Source organism: Arenibacter hampyeongensis (assembly GCF_002909255.1).
GTDB classification, from domain to species: Bacteria; Bacteroidota; Bacteroidia; order Flavobacteriales; family Flavobacteriaceae; genus Arenibacter; species Arenibacter hampyeongensis.
In genome coordinates this window covers 38,733-58,422 of the sequence record NZ_PIOB01000009.1, presented here as the reverse complement: position 1 = coordinate 58,422, position 19,690 = coordinate 38,733, and the positions used below count along the sequence as shown (strand labels likewise).

The 19,690-nt window shown below is 34.1% G+C and carries 16 protein-coding genes; all 16 read right to left on the bottom strand.

Features of this window, described 5'->3' with window-relative positions:
• Window positions 1–7: 7 nt before the first annotated feature.
• A complete protein-coding gene (locus CWD91_RS18230) occupies window positions 8–649 on the bottom strand; it encodes a retron system putative HNH endonuclease (protein ID WP_157943832.1) in 642 nt (213 codons plus the stop codon).
• Window positions 609–2,150, bottom strand: a complete 1,542-nt coding sequence (locus CWD91_RS18225; RefSeq protein ID WP_103442415.1) for an AAA family ATPase — start codon at window positions 2,148–2,150, stop codon at window positions 609–611. The genes CWD91_RS18230 and CWD91_RS18225 overlap by 41 nt, the downstream gene beginning before the upstream one ends.
• Window positions 2,151–2,381: 231 nt before the next feature.
• Window positions 2,382–3,395, bottom strand: a complete 1,014-nt coding sequence (locus CWD91_RS18220; RefSeq protein ID WP_192877695.1) for a PD-(D/E)XK nuclease family protein — start codon at window positions 3,393–3,395, stop codon at window positions 2,382–2,384.
• 87 nt (window positions 3,396–3,482) lie between these two features.
• Entirely contained in the window at window positions 3,483–6,488 is a 3,006-nt protein-coding gene (locus tag CWD91_RS18215; protein ID WP_103442413.1) for a type I restriction endonuclease subunit R, read from the bottom strand.
• Window positions 6,485–7,723 carry a restriction endonuclease subunit S gene (locus CWD91_RS18210; protein ID WP_103442412.1) on the bottom strand — a complete coding sequence of 413 codons (1,239 nt, stop codon included), beginning with the start codon at window positions 7,721–7,723 and terminating at the stop codon, window positions 6,485–6,487. The genes CWD91_RS18215 and CWD91_RS18210 overlap by 4 nt, the downstream gene beginning before the upstream one ends.
• Window positions 7,723–9,312 carry a type I restriction-modification system subunit M gene (locus tag CWD91_RS18205; protein WP_103442411.1) on the bottom strand — a complete coding sequence of 530 codons (1,590 nt, stop codon included), beginning with the start codon at window positions 9,310–9,312 and terminating at the stop codon, window positions 7,723–7,725. The genes CWD91_RS18210 and CWD91_RS18205 overlap by 1 nt, the downstream gene beginning before the upstream one ends.
• A 220-nt stretch (window positions 9,313–9,532) precedes the next feature.
• Window positions 9,533–10,495: a hypothetical protein gene (locus CWD91_RS18200; RefSeq protein WP_103442410.1), complete on the bottom strand. Its 963-nt coding sequence runs from the start codon at window positions 10,493–10,495 to the stop codon at window positions 9,533–9,535.
• 6 nt (window positions 10,496–10,501) lie between these two features.
• Complete coding sequence (locus CWD91_RS18195) at window positions 10,502–11,149, bottom strand: Fe(II)-2OG oxygenase family protein (RefSeq protein ID WP_103442409.1); 648 nt, start codon at window positions 11,147–11,149, stop codon at window positions 10,502–10,504.
• A 929-nt stretch (window positions 11,150–12,078) separates the two neighbouring features.
• Window positions 12,079–13,284: a primase-helicase family protein gene (locus CWD91_RS18190; protein WP_103442408.1), complete on the bottom strand. Its 1,206-nt coding sequence runs from the start codon at window positions 13,282–13,284 to the stop codon at window positions 12,079–12,081.
• Window positions 13,281–13,610 carry a hypothetical protein gene (locus CWD91_RS18185; protein ID WP_103442407.1) on the bottom strand — a complete coding sequence of 110 codons (330 nt, stop codon included), beginning with the start codon at window positions 13,608–13,610 and terminating at the stop codon, window positions 13,281–13,283. The genes CWD91_RS18190 and CWD91_RS18185 overlap by 4 nt, the downstream gene beginning before the upstream one ends.
• Entirely contained in the window at window positions 13,610–13,903 is a 294-nt protein-coding gene (locus CWD91_RS18180) for a helix-turn-helix domain-containing protein (protein ID WP_103442406.1), read from the bottom strand. Before CWD91_RS18180 ends, CWD91_RS18185 begins: the two co-directional genes overlap by 1 nt.
• 210 nt (window positions 13,904–14,113) lie before the next feature.
• On the bottom strand, window positions 14,114–14,818 hold the full coding sequence (locus tag CWD91_RS18175) for a hypothetical protein (protein WP_103442405.1): 705 nt from the start codon (window positions 14,816–14,818) through the stop codon (window positions 14,114–14,116).
• A 12-nt stretch (window positions 14,819–14,830) separates the two neighbouring features.
• Window positions 14,831–16,009, bottom strand: coding sequence for a tyrosine-type recombinase/integrase (locus CWD91_RS18170; protein WP_239985854.1), 1,179 nt, complete (start codon window positions 16,007–16,009; stop codon window positions 14,831–14,833).
• Window positions 16,010–16,955: 946 nt separating this feature from the next.
• Window positions 16,956–18,476, bottom strand: a complete 1,521-nt coding sequence (eptA, locus tag CWD91_RS18150; protein WP_103442400.1) for a phosphoethanolamine--lipid A transferase EptA — start codon at window positions 18,474–18,476, stop codon at window positions 16,956–16,958.
• A 189-nt stretch (window positions 18,477–18,665) separates the two neighbouring features.
• Entirely contained in the window at window positions 18,666–18,788 is a 123-nt protein-coding gene (locus CWD91_RS23185) for a phosphatase PAP2 family protein (RefSeq protein WP_103442399.1), read from the bottom strand.
• An 11-nt stretch (window positions 18,789–18,799) separates the two neighbouring features.
• On the bottom strand, window positions 18,800–19,393 hold the full coding sequence (locus CWD91_RS18140) for a YceI family protein (RefSeq protein ID WP_103442398.1): 594 nt from the start codon (window positions 19,391–19,393) through the stop codon (window positions 18,800–18,802).
• Between the last annotated feature and the right edge of the window lie 297 nt (window positions 19,394–19,690).

The following is a 19,690-nucleotide window of genomic DNA, read 5'->3' as shown; positions in this document are numbered from 1 at the left end:
AGTTTTATTATTTAGCCTTGTACGCGATGCATCTATTTATTAATTCCCTTTCATCTTCTAATAATAATGGGTTTCTTCTTTCTTGTAATAATGTGTTTGATCTAAACAAGGTCATAGGTAACCCATCAAAATCAAAAAAGTTTATTGTTGCCAAACCTTTTGCAGAACAATTGGCCCGTTCAAAAATAATTTTGTCTGAATCTGAATAGATAATTTCTGAATCTATGTCATCATAATAAGGATGCAGGATATTGAATTTAGTTCTATCATATCTATTGTCAAGAACGGCAATAGTATTTTTTTGACCTTTAATACCACTTGAATTGCAATAATTACAGGCATAAAACAAATTTGTAGTGATAAATGTAAATTGAGGGTATGCAGCTTTATGGGCAAAATGATCTATTTGAGGCACTGTACTGTACAAATATCTCTGACAATAGGCACATCTTAAATTTTGGTTATATAGCAGTTTACTAGATATGTCATTTTTTACCCTTGAATGAATCAATGTCCAAGATTTCGAATCAAGCACTCCTGCTTTATTCTTTAAAAACTCTTTCAGTTTGAGTTTAGAGTCTTTAGATAACGAAATTCTATTTTGTAGGTTAAGCATTTCTTTTATCCAAGTATTTAATACCCTTTTCAATTATAATATTCGTAGGGTCGTTCTTACTTAAACTTAAGCTGTTTAATCTATCTAGGATTGCATTTAAAGTTTTCCAATTTTTTGAATCTTTGTTAACAATATCCAATAGTTGTATTAAGTCACTTTCAACATATGTGTTCCTAGTAGATTTAACCTTAAATATTTCATACAAAATCTCTTCAGCAGACCATCCAAAAGTATTTACATTCTCAAAATCTATAGTTTCAATTTTATTATCCACTTTTCTTAAACCTACTATTTTTGATGAATTACCTCTTACATCAGAAACTAAGAAATGGGAATGAGATGCAATTATAAAATGACACGATTTATATTCTCTAAATAATTCAATTATAAATTCATTTATAAATCTCATTTGCCAATTTGGATGAAGACTAATTTCTGGTTCATCTAATAGTATTAAACTTCCATCTTTTACTTTAGAAATCAATCCAATAAGAGTGGTTATTATATGTTGTTCACCACTACTTGATTCCTTGTAACCTAGTTCAATACCCTGTTTATAAAATGTTATACTTGGAGTTCTTAAAATATCTAGCTTATTAAGCTCCGATATCATATCATAATCAGTAGCAGAAATTGTGAAATCCATTATTTCATAGGAGAGCACTTCAACTTTTGATTTTTTTTTGGTTGTAATTAGTCCTTTGGAACGAACATTCCTAAGAAAAGACACAATCTGCTCAATTTTATTCGAACCTTCCTTATCAAGAGTTAATAATCTGCTGTAGCCAAATGGTGGTGTACTTCTCTTAGGGAAATATTCTTTCCAGTTTTTGAATATATGTATGAATTTATCCTTTGTCAAATCACCACTAAGAAACTTATCTTTATATGAAATTTTATATTGTACTGATATTCTATTATCAAACTCAAGCACATTTAATATTTTATTAAATTTTTTTATAAACTCTTCTCTATTTCTTGATGCACTATTTATCATTAAGTCTATAGAGCTCCTAATGTAGCTTAATGTACCTGATTGATTCGCAGATGTCCTTACTCCTAAATAACTGTAAAAAGGATACTTGTTGTCCTTATCAAAATAGAATTTATCAGTTACCATTATTGAGGAAGCTAAAATAGCTTCAGGAATAGCAAGTTCTGAAATTTCAATGTCTTCATAGTTTTTCGATATAATAAAATTTTTATTTCGTGATCGATTTTGCTCTATCTTATGGTCAGTGTAACCTTTACTGTTTGAGTAAACATAGATGTCTGAACCTATAGAATATTCAATAAAAAAATCACCATTAATACGACTTTGTACGTGACCATTCTGTATATCATAAATTTGCCTAAATATGTCAAATAAAAATCTTAGAAGGTTACTTTTCCCTGTTCCATTTGGACCAATTAACAAAGATATATATGGGACTGGATCTGAATCCTCATAATCGACAAACTCTATCTCAATATCAGAAAATATGGGATTTTTGCTTAGAGTCAATTTTATTAAACGAAACTTATTATTCAGCATATATTTTATCCAAAAATTTCTTGTGGGTCTTGTACTAGACTATCATACGATTGCCCCTCCCTTTATAGAAAGCAGTGCATTCATAATTATAGGCAACAACCAATCACAGAGTACTTATCATTTTCGAGCTTAAATTGTATTAAACCAAATTAGTGATTAAATTTTAAACTTATCATCCAAAGTGAATGATGGTTGTACAGAAATTGAGTGTTTCAGATGCTTTTAGTATCTTCATGTATTTAAATTCCAATCCAGTTCGTTATTCTCCTCAATAAACTTCTGTAATTGATTAAAACTTTCTATAAACCATTCTTGTATCAGAATATCTGCATGTTCATTATTCAAAAATTTACCTAAATCCTCTTGCAGTTGGATTGCTGATCCAAATTCAAATTCAACTTTATTTAAATTTTTTGATGAAATTAAGTTGTTAAAACTTTTATAGCATTCGTGCTGCTTATCTACATAAATCTGTACTATCATCTTTAAATTATCAAAATCTATAGAATATAGAATTTCAGACCATTTACCTGTTACCGAATTCAAGGCCTTCTCAACATAATAACATACCCTATTATTTAATTTTATTTGATCCCAATTAAAATTTTTATTTAGACTTGTATAACCAAATTTTTTTATAAAATGATATTTGCTGTTTTCAATATGGAATTCAGCAATTTCAATGGTTTTTCTCATATTTTCCATTGCAATTAAGTTTTCGCTTTTTAGGGTATTGTCTTGGCTCATTTTATAAGTGCTTAAAAATTCTAAATAAGATTTAATTAATGGATTTTCTTTAAAAGATTTTAGAAACTTAGCAATTTGATACCATCTAAATTGGTTGAAAAAAAATCCTTTTTCATCAATTACTTTTGGGTCAGAATGTTTTGTGCAATAGATTAAATATTTTTGTTTTTCTGGATGATGTTCATTTAGTGCTAAAACGTATCTTAATAGTTGTTTGTGTCCTTCTGTGGATTCTACTTTATTTTCCATATAACACACATTTTTTTCACCTATAAAAACTAAATCAATAATGCAATTAGGGTCAACTGTATTAATAGCCTGATGATATTGGGTTTTAATTGAATATCGATCTTCTGGTAGCTGTAAAAAATTTTTACAAAAATCATCGCAAATTTCTGGGTACATCTTAAGTATGTTAGCAAAAGCTTCTGTATTAAAATCTTCAAGAGGTGTTCTTCCTCCAATTTGATTTTTATTAAACAGATGTATTAAATCCAAAAACATATTAACTTTAGCTTTGTAACTCGTCTATAAATACCTGATATCTCAAACACTATTTAGGTAAGTATTATATTTTCTTTTGCTTTAAGCCCCCATCAACGGCCAATCCTTATACTGCCCCTCTGCCTGTTCAACAACTTCTTTTAATAGTTTATCCAAATCAGAGAATGGTACCTTGCCCCTTAATTCCTTTTTAACAGCTAACCTAATGGCAGCACGTGCATCTTCTTTCTTGGTCCAATCCAACTGTAGATTTTTCTTAACCGATGCTACCACAGAATGCACAAGATCTTGAATAGGACCCTTTACGTTCAATAATTTTTCGTTGGCGGAAAGGAGGTCATAAAAAGCCAATTCGTCCTCTGTAAGCCCTAGTTGCTTTGTTCTGATATCGTCTTGCTGAAATTCTTGAGCAATGTCCAATAGATGCTTTATAGCAGCTATAGAATCCATACTGTTCTTATGGTACTTGCCCAATACTTTTTCCAGTTCATCCTTTAGGCTTGTCATTTTTCGAATGTTTTTGACCATCCGAACTTTTAGTTCATCATTGATAATACGGCGAAGCAATTCAATTTTTATGTTTTCCCCTCCTTTTTCCTTTACAATTGCCTGAAAACGATCATCGATTATGGAAATATCAATTTTGTCCAAGCCATACATTTTAGCCAGGTCTACTATTTCTTGGGAAGCAATACTTTTGCTTATCAAATCCTTTATACGTTCGTTCTTTTGGCGTTGTGGGCCTGGTGGACTTTTTACTTTACGTACCAATACTCGGAATTTTTGTATTACAGCCACTTCCTCCTGAATTTTCCAAATTTTGGGATCCGAATTGGTCATCGCCATTAATTCGGTAAGTTTTCGTTCTTCTTTTAGGAAGGTATCCGTGATATCATCAGAACGTAATAAATTATTTAAGATGGAGTTGGACCATTGCATTAGTTCGATTTCTGAAAGCGCTTCAATTTCTTCCAACACAAATCCGCCCAATAAATCCTTGGTTGTGGCACATTGTTCAAGACACAAGACTACTGCAGCATCCAAATCAATGGTGGGTTTACCTTCTCCTCCACTGCCGGTGTATTTTTTAGTGGCCTCTGCCAAATATCCAGATATACCTATAAAATCTACCACCAAACCATTTGGTTTATCTTCAAACACGCGGTTTACCCTGGCAATTGCCTGCATAAGGTTATGGCCTTTCATTATTTTATCCACGTACATCGTATGGGCACAAGGGGCATCAAAGCCTGTAAGCCACATATCGCGTACGATTACCATTTTTAACGGATCTTCGGGTGTTCGGAAACGCTTTTTAATAGCATCCATATTATCTTTGGTACGAACGTGCGGATTCCAAGATTCAGGATCTTTGCCGATATTACCGGTCATGATTACCGCTATTTCAGGACAATTGTTCAAGGCCATAAGAGCATCGTACATTTTTACGCAATTACGGCGGCTCATACAGACGATCATGGCTTTGCCGTCCAAGGTTTCAATTCGGGCATTAAAGTGCGTTAAAATGTCCTTAGCAACCCGTTCAACCCTATCCTTGGAACCAGCTGCGTCTTCAATTGCAGCCCACACGGGATTAGTCTGTTCTTCTTCCCCCTCGACTACCTCTTCTAGTTCCTGGGTAAATTTGGCCTTTATATTTAAGGGCACCATTTTGGGTTCGTAATATATAGGCACCGTAGCACCATCTTCTACTGCCTGTTTAATATCATAGGTATGAATTGTTTTACCAAAAACTTGTTCGGTATCCGCATCTTTACCATCTACCGGTGTTCCTGTAAACCCAATAAAGGAAGCGTTGGGAACTGCTTTCCTAATATTCTGCGCAAAACCACCATCATTAAAACCATATTGGGTACGATGGGCTTCATCCGCCATTACTATTAAATTGTAGCGTTCGGAAAGCACAGGGTGACTTACTTCTTTTCCGTTTTCCAGCTCTTTAAGGCGAAATTTCTCTATGGTGGTAAATATAACCCCTCCACCATCACTACTTAACAAGCTCCTTAATTCGTCCGTGGTTGTGGCGTGCTGTACGTCTCCTACCAAATCCTTGCAGAGTACAAAATTCTCGTACAATTGCTGGTCCAGATCATTGCGATCTACTTGAATAATAATGGTAGGATTTTTTAACTGTGGCAATTGGCGTAAAATTCCGGTAAGTATGGCCATGGATATACTTTTTCCAGACCCCTGTGTATGCCAGATTACTCCTAATCTACCATCTCCCTGTGGTTTTATATTTTCCAATGCCGATGTTACCGCTTTAGTAATGCCCCAATACTGGTGGTATTTGGCTCCTTTTTTTATGATCTTACCATTGTGGTCCTCATGAAAAATGAAGTTCTGAATATAGTTCAGTATAGTTTCTTTGGGGAATAGGCCTTTTAATAGTGTTTCTAACTGTAAGTCTTGATTTTGCTCCGTATCATCGCCAAGTAAACTTTTCCAGGGAGCAAACCATTTGAACGAGGCGTTGTACATGCCGTGCAAGGCTTCCAGACCGTCCGAAACTATAGTAATGGCATTGTAATCGAACAATTGGGGAATATCTTTACGATAATGCCCTATTTGTCCATAGGCATTTTCTACGCCTACATTTTTGTCGAACAAATTTTTAAACTCAAAAACTACTAAGGGCAAACCGTTAATGAAAATTATTACATCTGTGCGACGGGCATTTTGACCTATAATATTTACTTCATCTGCACAGATAAAACTATTGTTTTCTGCATTTTCATAATCTATGGGGTATATATGCTTGGCGTTTTCTTTGCCCTGGGCATCTTTCCAACTTACGGAGATACCTTGTGTGCATTTCCGATGAAAGTCACGGTTACGGTAATCCGTATCCATCCCTTGGTGTTGGGTAAAACTTGCCATGGCCTCATTTATGGCCGTTGCAGGAACATCTGAATAAGTACGTTGTAAAAAACCACGAAGCTCCTCTTCCAAAACAACCTTTTTAAGATCTCTAGTTAAGCTATTGCCCTGCATGTGGGTATAGCCTAATTCCTGAAGCCAGTTCAGGGCGGCATTTTGTACGGCAGCTTCGGTAAAGTTGATCATAGTACGTTGGCTAAGGTTTCTTTAAATTCATTTAAACGGACCTCTCCGCTAATAAGTTTAGGTAATAAGGTATCCCTTAGTTGGGTAAGGGTTTGGTTATTATTACTGTTAGTATAATAAAGGAAATCCATTGGCTGGATTACGTCACTAAATTTTTCAAGAATTGATTTACTAGGAATTATGAATTTCAAATTTTGTAATTCTGTTTTATTTACAGAATTAAATACGGTTCCAGAACCAATCATGTCTTCTGAAGAAAACATATTCTTTAAAGCATAAAATAAAAAATTACTGTTTCCATCCATTCGCATTGAAGCTAACCCACGACCTAAAATTATTTTGTTTTTTGCAATGTTTATTCTCCCTACCGGTGCTCTAACACTAAATAAAATATCTCCTTTTAAGGCTAATCTATTTCCAAAAGTTGAATATTTTTTATCTTCAGGAAAGCGCAAACCATAATCGGAAACACCTTGATGAAAAGGTAAGCCTGCATTGCTATCATTATAAAATTCAGATTTGGGTGATTGACCCATAGTTAGATTTACGAAATTTACCAGCTTCTTCACCTCCCACCCTTTCGGTATCAACCCTAATTCGGAGTCTACAAATTCACCGTCCTTAAAAGGGCCAAAATCCACAAACCAATGTTTGTAGAGTGCCATTGCCATATCTTCCAAGGTTTTGTTCATGGCTAGGTTGTTCTCTATTTTATCGTCTAAAGTAGAAAGGATGGGGGCTATGGCTTTTTGTTCTGGGAGGGGCGGGAGAGTAATAGAAATATCCTTAAGTATTTGAGAATTCAATGAAGGTCTTGTTGCCCCGACTGCAATAGTTCTCATTAAATTCTTAAAATTTGGAGTATGAAAAAGATAGATTAAGAAAGTACTTGAAACGGATTCATCATGCAATCTCGCTCTAAGTGTACTACTTGAAAAGATCCATCCATCTTCATCTTCAGTAACTAAACTTGTTCGGTCAATATTAGCTCCTACTCGACTAAAAATAATATCACCTCTTCTCATAATGTAGCGGGATAATCTTTTCTTATCGTCATCTGATACTCCATCAAGATTATTTCTACTAATTCGTCTCGCACCTAGATTCTTAACAGTAACTAAAGGTGTACCACCATCTATATAATCCTCTTGATGCAATTGACTTCCGAAAGGTCCAGTTTGAACGTGGGCTATATCACTAAGCTTATAATTATTCCAGTTGTATGGTATGTTCATTATAGTTTATCAAAATTTGCCAGAATCTGTTTATTTAATTTTTTCCCGGTTTCTAACTGCTCTAAAAGTTCTGCTTTTAAAACCTCTATTTTTTCTTCAAACAGTATACCATCATCTTCTTCAGCCTCTGTGCCTACATAAATACCTGGAGTCAGTTTATAATCTTGGTTTTGTACCTCTTCCAAGGTAGCAGCTTTACAAAATCCGTCTATATCTTCATAGGTTTTTCCCGTAATACGCCAATTGTGGTAGGTGTCGGCAATTAGAGTAACATCTTCATCAGAAAACACACGAAGTTTTCGGCTGGCCATGGTTCCCATTTTGGCAGCGTCTAAAAACAATATTTCATTAGTGCGTTCCCTATGTTCACCATCTTTACCATCACGGTTTTTACTAAGTATAAATAGGCAAGCAGGTATACCAGTCGTTAAAAACAACTTATCTGGCATTCGCACAATACAATCTATCATACCATTCTCAACCATATGTTGGCGTACATTTTTTTCACCTTTGCTGTTAGAGGTCATTGCGCCATTTGCCATTACAATACCGGCTGTACCCGTAATACTTAAATGATGCCAAAAGGTTTGCATCCACATATAATTGGCAGAACCATCCGTTGTGAATTCTTCCTTGGGTCCAAATAGTCGGGGATCTCCATCGGGCAAATCTTCTGGGTGCCAGTTGCTCACGTTAAATGGAGGGTTGGCAAGGATATAATCAGCTTTTAAATCGGGGAATTTATCATCTAAGAGAGAGTTGCCCAATTTAATATCAAAAGATAGATCGCGCAGCAACAAATTCATTAAGCACAATCGCAGAGTTTGGGCGGTCATTTCCTGACCATATATGGAAATATCCGTTTTATCACCTCCATGTTCCTTAATGAACTTCAAGCTCTGTACAAACATTCCACCACTACCACAGGCAGCGTCAAAAATTCTACCCCTATATGGCTCCAATAATTCTACCAAAAGCCTTACGATACTACCCGGTGTAAAGAATTGACCTGCACCGGAACCTTCCGCCATGGCAAAACGCCCTATATAATATTCATATATACGACCCAAAATATCGCTTTCTGGATTTTCCTTTTCTGAAAACTTGGGATGTGACAATAAGTTTATGATGCCCCCTGTTTGCTTGGGAGATAACTCGCTTCGTACAAAAATACGTGGCAATAGGTTATTCAATTGCGGGTTGTAAGCAGTAAGCAGTTCTTGAATTACATCAAAAGCAGCATCCACAATGACCTTTATATCATCTTGCTCCGCATTATCTTTTAAATACTGCCAAGATGCCGTTTTTGGAATTTTAAAGGTATTTCGGGAGCGATACTCGTCTTGGTCTTCCAGTACGTAATTAATTTCCTCTTGGTCGGTGGTGTAGTAATCGGACTTTGGATCTTTCAGTTCCTGGGTTAGCTCTTCATACACGATCTCGTATCGCTCACTAAGGTGTTTTAGGAAGACTAGTGGTAGAATGTAGTTTTTATAGTTGTTCTCCGATACGGCCCCTCTTAATTCGTTTGCTGCATCCCAAAGTTCTTTTTCAAAATCTATATCTGCCTTTACTGTATTTTTTGCCATGTAAAAAGTGAATATGCTAAATTTTATATAAAAATTAAAGATATCTAATTAGTCCGAATTAATAAATGTTTTATGGGTTTTGATATTTTACACGTTTATTTATCACTTTTGAAATTTTTTTTGGCGCTTGAACTGCCCTAAAGTAAAAACGCCTTGACCTTGTGGAGGTTACTATTTTTTTAAGCCCTGCACAACGAATTTTGGCAATTGTTAGGGTTAATTACTCATTATTCCAACCCCAATCATCCGGGGGGTTTAACTCATTATAGCGTTCGGTTATCGTATCCGAATCATCAGGATTAATCATATCATAATATTCTTCTGGACTATATGTGTTTTTTCTTGTATAATGATTAGCAATTCCTGCCGCATTTAGTGAGCTATATCCATCCAATTTAAGCTCACAAGCGATACAGTTAAATTTAGTTGGCAATATTGATTGGCGAACAATTATTTCATCTTCATTATTTACTACATTTTGTTTGCCAAAGGGTTTGCCAAAAACTGTTGCCGTACAATTGCAAGATGGACAAATTACTTTATGATATCCTTTATAAGACAATATATATCCATTTTTGTTAGCTAAGTCTTTTAACTCCTCCTTCTTTTCTTTGTTTTTGCCATTAAAAACCCTTCTATGTGCTGCAATTTGATTTTGAGTTTTCCCGATAACTTCTTCTTCAATATCGGCAAGAATTAATTCAGCTTCTTTTTGAATATCTTGTCCGAACAATGAGTTTAATGATTCACCTTGAAACTCGCAAAGTATTTTACAGCATTTGTAAAATCCTGCTATCCATTGTTGTGTTGGATATTCTTCAAATGCCGCTGCCCCTGAATGAACCTCTTCATTTCTTCTATTAATAATCGCAGAAGCTATTTTAAAATTTGCATCAGTAAAATCAGTAATTAAAGTTTTGCATAATGATAGAATATTAATGGTGGCTAGAGATTTTCGTGGAGACTTAACTGAGCCTAACCCTAAGGCATGCAGTAAGTGCTGATGATCCCTATCAGGTTCTGCTAATAAAGTCGGACTGACGTGAGAAACCGCAGAACGAGCTAATAATTCTAAGCCCATAGCGCACCAAAGCCCGAAATAAGTTTCCTCTTTATCTTCGTTATACGCTTTTTCAAAGTACAATTTAGCTTTAGTAAATAATGGTTCTCTTTCCCAGCTCATAAATAATTAATTAATGTAAATTCTTTTTAATTCTCTATTGCAGTCTTTTTCTACTGATTTTCTACCGTGCAAACACTTCCAATTGTCAATGATTAATGTTTTGTTTTCGGTCCATTTAATACAGTTGGGGCTTGTTTCTGTTAGAATTTCTTTAAAGGTCAGATCAAAGTCTTTGGCAAATTTATTAAATGGTAGCATACATGAAGGGTCATATTTAATTCCTTCAATTTTATTGTCTCTGAAAATTAATGAGGTATAATATTTTTCCCTATTTGTATTTACAAGGTAGATAGCTCTTTCTGCATTTTTTTTATCTGAATATGTCAATAGGTCCCATAGGGCAATTTTAGATAGTACTGTGGTATCACAAATACTAGGTCTAACTGAATGCATCAAGATATATCGTGCTGGTTTCTTGTAAAATGCAGTATCTGTATGGAAAGGAAAATCACCATATCCGTGTATATTGCTAAAAGTCCCTTTAAGAGCTTCACTCTCTAATTTTGGTTTTAAGGTATAAACAATTTGTCCATTAGGATGCTTTAAAAGATTTCCAATTTCCGACGCTATGGTAATTAATTCTATATCTGTTGAGCCACAGCCAAATTCAGTCCAACCTTTATTTTTCAACGAGAAGTATTCGCTTTCAGTCATGCTTAGTACCAACGTACGGAGATCATAGTATGTCACTATACAAAATATACTATAATTCCTATTTATTTATATATAATATTCTTGGCGTAAAGAGGGGGGAATACTACAACCGACGGTATTGCTATCAATCTTCTAAGATAGCAAATATTGGATTTGCTATTTGCTTAATCGATGAATTTCGATAATATCCGTTGAATTACTGCTTTTGATCATTAAAAGACAGTATGTAAGCACCACCATGTCGCCGCCCCTTAACCCTTGCCTTCACCACAGGTTAATCATACATTAATTATGTAAAATCATACAAAATAACACGTAAAACCATGATAATAAGCACTTTATTACTTTCGTATAAACCAAGATAACCATAGGCTTCACTACAGATTCACCACAGGCTCACCATAGCCTTCACCACAGTTGCACCATAGGCTAACCATACCTTTCACCACGGGCTTCACCATAGGCTAACCAAACCATAATCATGTACAATCATACGAAACAAAACTTTAAAATACTGAAAATAAGCATTTTAGCACTTTGTTGTAACCACAGGCTCACCACGGTTACACCATAGGTGTAACACTTATTAACCATAGCCTTCACCATATGTAACTACCATAGGAGCTTGGCTATTATAGTTAAAGCAAATAATATTTTAATGTGAGCAGCAAGTAGGCTGAACTACCTAAAGTTACAGGAAGGTTGTCTATTTACTGTTGATTGGTTGAATATATACGTAATAACTTAATAATGAATCTTTTAGGAGAGTACATTTATTCAACAAGTTTACTACAAGTAGAGTTTGCTAAACCTAAATATTTAAAAAAGGTACTGGTAAATTTTAGGGTAGTTGACTTGAAGTTGAATCAATGAAGCCTTATAACTGTCTGTTTATAAGCACTTTTAATAGGACTTCAACAATTCAACAACTAAATCGGGCTATCCATATAATCTTCCTTTAAAAAGGTATAATACCTACCCTTTTGTTTTGTTTCCTCCACTATATATGTATTATTAGGAGGTACCAATGCGAGATAGTGTTTACTGTAAGAGCCATTTTTACTTTCCAGCCCAAAATTATTCCTTAGCACCTCGGAAACTTTTGTAGAGGATACTCTGATATTATTCTTACTTAATTTTTCCACAAGATCACTTAAAGAATATTTTAATTCCTTGGCTTCAAATTTTATGAAGTCATCCAACAATATTTCTTCTATTTCCCTATTCACAAAGGTTCTGTTGCCAGAAACCAATCTACCTAGGGCTTCCGTATAAATTTGATCCTTGGTGAACCACATACGTGTGTTTCTTTTAGAAAATATCTCCCGATGGTTTAAATAGTGCATGAAAAACGGTAATTCCATTTTTAGATCTTGCATTAGGTCAGGGTTTTCTCCCTCATCCTTTAGGGCGGGTACCTTTCTTATCCAATAGCGGATTTCACTTGAGTCAATCTGAATAAAATTATCTTCATTATTGGAGCATAGAATAAATTTCCCAAAAAAATAGGATTCCACTTTATCCACTCCTTTTGATTCTGTTTTGTAGGTAACTGCAGTAGAAAGGTTCTTAATTCGCTCGCTATCCTCTTTTTTATCCAATAGGACCTCGTCTACCGACACAATGAGCTTGTCTGCCCAATCGGAATTAAAACGGCTTCTAAAGTCCTCATTTTTATTAATGGTCATATTGCCTTGAAAAATAAGCTTTAGCCAATTTAGGAAAGTGGTTTTGCCGGTTTTCCGTTCTTCACTTACTAGGCATAGAATGGGCAATATTTGGGTAGGATGCCTCCATAGAATGGTTAAATAGTCCATGCCCAACTCATACTGCTCACCAAAAATATGGATTAAGAACACCTTGGTCATTGGGAAATCACCGGGTTCAAATTTATGCTCCAATTTTTCGTACTTGTTATAGAAATTCTTAATGCACCGTTGATATTCCGTATGCGAAGGGATAAGACAGAATCCATCATACTTTTCTATGGTATCCATATATTCCTTGCCTTCATCAGTAATGATTTCCGATTTACGCCATTTTAGTAGGGTTTTGTAGGTATCCCCACTGTGTAACGGCACTTCGCCTTGTTTGTAATACTCGGTGCCTATTCTTATGTAATTTGAATTTTTCATTTTTTTGATATTAATCCGTGAATTATTGGTCTTTTTGGGTTGTCAGTGAATATAAAATCGAGGAATAAGTTATAGCCTGTAATAGTTGGGTCCACTTTGAAAATCCTGTCCATTTCTCGTTGTACTGTAGTCCATCCAAATCTTGGATTATATAAAGCCAAGTTTCTAATGATATTCAGCTCATTTATGATCCAATCAAATTGTTTGTTTGCTTCCCGATCCTCAGGGTACCTACTTTTTAGAAATTGGATATGCTCAATTAGCTTATTTATCCTATACAATACATTGTCAGTGACCAACTCAGGGGTGCTTAATAAAGTTATCATTATCTTCGGTATTTTAATGATTTAACTTCCTTTAGGGCTTCCTCCAGGGCTTCAAGGTCTATTAAAATGCGTCTACCGATTTTGTCAGCCTTAATGATACCACGGGAAATGTAATTTCTAACGGTTAGCTCTGTTACGTTTAAACGTACGGCCACCTCTTTTACCGTAGCCTTTTTCTTTGGAGGGTTAATCTTTTGATGGATGAGTTGGGTTAAACCATCCATGCGGTCACCTATGGATTTATCCACGATGTACGCTAATTCTTCAGCACTTGTAATAATAAGTTTTTTCATGTTTATAAATTTTACTGTTATGGCCTTCTCCCTGAAAGCCTACGGCAAAGATTTATAAGAATGAAAAAAGGGAAAAATAGGAATATGTTAAATGCCATATATTTGTAACATACTGTTTTTGAGGGTGTTAAATTGTTTTATTAAGTGTTCTCGCTGTAAATCACTCAACTTTGACTCAATTTGGAATTTTTTTGTCTTAATTATTATCTTTTAATAGTACCGATCAGATATTTTAAGGATAATTAAATCAATTTCCTGAGTATTTTTGGACACCATTTTTTTACCTCTATTGTAGTCGCGCAAATAGTTTTTAATAAAGTCTTCATTGATCAAACAATTGTCAATAGATATTTTTTCTTGTAACCATGTTTTGTATTTTGGAAGTGAACCCTGGATTTCAGTGCTGAAAAACCTCTTAATTTGGGACAATAGGTAGCCTAATTCCTTCTTGTTCAACATAGTGGTATTAAGGTTGATAGGTTCTTTGTTTCCCAAACACATATTATGGCAGAAATAACTCCAACCGATTTCCAAACAGCTCATTTTTTGTAAAAAATCAAATAATACTTTTAGTGCCGGATAATTGTCGCCCCAGTACAATTCGTTAAACTGGGTCACATATATGTAATCCCTCCTCGCTAAAAATTTCGACATTATTTTGTTTTCCGAGGTAAGATTTTGGACCTTTCTCTCTGCCATTTCCTTCTCCCCCTTCAGGTCGAGGTACTCCTTATAAGACTCCAGCCCCTTCTTTCTTAAACTATCATTATCTTTCTGTAGATGCTCGATGGTTTCTTCAAGAAGCTGGATTTTTGCTTTTAATGATTTATTTTCATCTTGAGCTATTGCACCTTTTAATGCATTTTTATATAACTCTGAGAGGTCAAATTTTGGTTGATTGTTATCTCCTTCCATAATAAATAGCAGTTAGTGATTTAGGCTCCAAACGTTAGTCATAAACTCTTTCTTGTCATCTTCATTGGGTTTGTAGTATTTATTGAAAACCTCCAAACTACGATGACCTGTAAACTCCATAATTATCTTGTCAGGTATTTTTTTATTTTTCATTATGGTTATAAAGCTTCGACGAGCTGTATGTGAGGAAACCCTTTGGTTAAATTCCTCCGTAGACTCTGTAACTACATTCCCTATCCTCGTTGTTCTTTTTACCATGTCGTTAAATTCTGCTGCAATAAACACATCCTTTATATACTTGTTAAATTTTTGGGTTGAAATTTTTGGCAGTTCATAATTATACTTTTCCAAGATGGCCAAGGAAAAATCATTCAATGGGATTTTAAGGTTTTTGGTTTTGTTTTTAACATCTACTACCTGAATGTGCCCATTAATAATGTCTTCTTTTTTAACACTTGAATAATTACTGATTCGCATTCCCGTTGCGCAGCCAAACACGAATAAATCCCTTACCCTTTCCAACTTTCGGGTTTTTGACAAATCATGTTCATAAAGCATCTTTACCTGGTCTAAGGTCAGTGCTACTTCCTCCGTGGCTTGAGGGGAAGGAGATTTAAACTTTTTAAAGTCTGTATTGTAGGTATATTCATTTTCTAAAGCCCAATTCATAAAAGTCTTAAATAGACCAACATTTCTTCGCAGGGTGTTGGCTGAATGATTTTTCTTGGTAACACAATAATTTATAAAGGCATTGTAAAACTCTAAATCGAGTTTGTTGATATTAATTGATTTTTTACTGTGGTCTTGAAACATTTTCAACAACTTCTTATTGTAATCATACCTTTTAATAGTACTAGGCGAATTGGCATTACCGGAAAAATCGTTTCGTTTTGATTCCAAAAAAACTTCATATACTTCAAAAAATTTATTGGATAATGGTTTTGTTTTTTTAAAGTGGGTGTTGAAATGGTTTCTTGTAGTTTCAATGTCCAACTCCTCCCCTATGTGCTTAAATCGATTTACAAGCTCTAAAAAATAGTTGGAATACCTGTCTAATTGCATTTTTATAGAACGATGGTTTTGGGCCCTGGCGGATCTACCTGTTATATCGTTTGGTTGACGCAATTGAAAATCCCATTCACTTGGCAGGATACTTTCGCCAGTTGAGTACACAAATTTTTTGTTTTCCATTTTAAAGTAAGTGGAAAAGTAAATTAATGTAGGTTTATTGTCTTTGGGGTTTTTTAAGTTAAAAGTATATCTCATCGTTACCAATTTATTTATAGGTGACAGTTTTGGTGACAGTAAAGATATATTTAAATATGTTTTGGAGGTATAATTAGGATATATTTTATCCATGTATATTGACTTAAACCCCTATTCTATTACGGTTAAGTCATATTGGGATATAAAAGGTTCAATTTCCTCTTTCTCCGCAAAAGGAAACCCACAACGAAAGTTGTGGGTTTTTTGTTTTTTGTAGCCTCTGAAGTTTACTTCAAAGAGGCGAAAGAAAACAAAAAAACAACAAGCGCTAGCTTGTTATGGTTTCCATGCTTGCCCGGGATAACTTTTTGGGATGCACGTAGTGAATCCTTTTTTAGGATGGAAACAAAAAAACAACAAGCGCTAGCTTGTTATGGTTTCCATGTTTGCCCGGGATTTCCCATTGGGATGCACGCAGTGAATCCTTTTTTGGGATGGAAACTAAAAAACAACAAGCGCTAGCTTGTTATGGTTTCCATGTTTGCCCGGGATTTCCCATTGGGATGCACGCAGTGAATCCCTTTATAGGATGAAAACAAAAAACCAACAAGCGCTAGCTTGTTATGGTTTCCATGCTTGCCCGGGATTTCCCTTTGGGATGCACGCAGTAAATCCTTTTAAAGGAATGAATCCGATTTCTATAGGTTATTCAATATTCTTCAATTTTTCCAACATAAACCTTTTTGACTAAACATTGGAATCGGAAACGATTATCATTAAAGGACCTATTGAGATTTCAAGATTATTGCTGCAAATACGAATATTCCGCCAAAGGTTTAATTCCTTAAAAGAAGTTGTGCATTTGAGAAGTTTATTATCGACAGGAAAATCAACAATATAAAAATCACTATTAATCAAAATGCCCAAAGGGTTATTCAAATATGTTCATATTCTCATCATAAATAGGACTTTCAATTGCTAAAAAATTTAAGACACTATGAAAAACATGATTTTGTGATAATTTGTCGTTAGGCTTGAGTTTTTTAGAACCATCTGATAACCATACAATAAAAGGTATCTCCAGTTGTTCTTTAGGGGCAAAAGCTGCTGGTATTCCATGCATGTATAAATTATTTTCCCCTAAAGATTCACCATGATCTGAAACGAATAGCATTGTACTATTGTATTCTTTTAATTCCTTTAGATTATCAATTAAACTAGAAAGTATATAATCTGTATAAACAATGGTATTGTCATAAGCATTGATAAGTTCTTCTGAAGTACATTCGCCCAGTTCAACACTGTTGCAAACTGGTTTGAACTTTTCAAATTTAGGTGGATACTTGGTGTTGTACGATGGCCCGTGGCTTGTACTTGTGTGTAAAATTATTAGAATTTTATTTTTTTTACTTGCTAAAATTTGTTCTTTTAATCCTTTTAATAGAATTTCATCATAAGTACATTCTTCTCCTTCACATCCCTCTCTTAAATCATCTTTATTTAAAAAGTTTTTAATATGGACAGGAGGTTCTCCCCAATTTGTAGTTCTCCATATAACTTCCACATTATTTCTATATAAATAATTTGGTAATATTTCATATAACTTACTGGTATTTTCATGTTCTAATATGCACTTTACCCCTGCGGTTGTATACGTAGCACAAGAAGTTGCATTAAAACTGTGAACATTTTCTGTCTTGGACAATAATGGATTAGTGAGTTTATCATAACCATAAAGTGAAAAGTTTTCGCTTCTTGCCGATTCTCCAATGACCAAAACGGCTATAGATTTTTTAGTATCTTTTATTGTCGCATTGGGCAATAAAATTTCTTTTTGATTTGCTTTACTTTTATAGATGAAAAATCTTGAGGTATTTACCATATAAGACCAAGGCATTGCCAATGCACCTAATTTGGTTGAATTTTTATCTATCCATCGCCAATTGCCCCCGTTGGCATAAACCAAGACCAGAATAAAAAGCAATGTCAATGAGCCATTAATCAAAAATCTTTTTGGGGTTTCTTTAATTATTTTAGCCTTGATAACCAAAATGACAGGAATTATACCAAACAAAATTAAATATATGATCAATCGAAAGGAAAAGAAACTACTGGACTCTTCATAGTTGGTATTTAGAATGTTACCAATCATTGTTATGTCGATTATAACATTGTAGGTATTAATAAAATAAATAGCAATTGAATTGATGATGAAAAAGAACACCAATAAAAATTTTCCAAGAAATCGAGAAAGAAAAAATAACAGGTATAATACAAAAGCATTGACTACCAACATTATAATTACCAAACTAACAATGAGTGTAATTCCGTTTAAACTTTTATAGTCTAAGTTGTTAAGACCGAATTTAAAAAAAGGAAAATGAAACAATATTAAATTGATAAAGCTTGCTGCTATTACAAAATGCGATAATTTAATATTGCTTTTTAACATAAATATTGGTAATTATAAATAGTGTTGAGACCAAGCTGGCTATGGAAAAATGAAATATCGATAAATTTAAAGCAACAATTTTTTAATTAAAGTAACGGCCCAAATAGAAAACAAAAATATAGAAACATAATAATGTTTTTCGTTTGTTAACCAGGTCAACAGCTTAAATTTTCTTTCGATAGAAATGCTTTAAAGCGCTGTTATATAAGCTAGAATACTCCCAATTATAACATCGGAAGGATAATGCCCACCTAAACTCACCCTTGTAAACACTATTTTTAATTGGATGATGAAAATGAATAGGAACCACATTATTTTGAATTCTAATTTTCTTTGAGCACAGTAACCACACTCAAGTCATGTTTGTCATCAACTTGGATAAATACGATGCTTGGGCGCTCTAAACCGTAGTCGGTAATTAACAGTGACCAGGAAGCAGTTAATTGAATTGTACCTTCCGAAACAAGTTCTAAATTTATGGGAATGGTAATTTGTCTAGTAGTTCCAGCTAAGGTAAAATCGCCCTTAACCCGTACTGTCTGATTAGTCTTTTTATTAAAATCAAAATCATCGATAAGTTTTCCATCAAAAACAACTTCGGAATTTTTTTCCGCTTCAAGCAGCTCGTACATGTGTTCATCACGCTTATCTTTATCGGTCTTAATGGATTTCACAGGAACTTTAAATATTACTTTTCCCGTTTCAAAATTAATGATCCCGTTTAACCGGTCCGACTTGCCGATATAGGAATTAAATGGCATTTTAGCCTTGAAATTGGCTTGACCCTCAGTGGTTGTGTATACCTGTGCATACGAGCTATGACTACTCAGGAACAGTAACACAGTTAATAAGTGAAAAATCAATTTTTTGGATAAAATTAAAATCCTTTTACTTTTAATTGTCACAAATTTCGTCATAAGATTAAGTTTTATTTCAACTGTTTTTTTGATACTTATCTAAACCAAACCTATAATCAATTCAAATTAATTTACCTGTACTGGTCAGTCAACATGTAAAAGATTAATCTAATTATTCCACCTTATAAAAGTAGTTTTTTCAATTGTTTCATAACATGTTTCACAGCGCCAATATTTTTTAGCAAAACACACCTTAAAATAAATATTATATATCGCTGTCCTGAACTGTACCATAAATTAATATATAATAGAGTTTTAATTGGATGAGTTAAGTCAGTAGAAGGATACCATATCAAC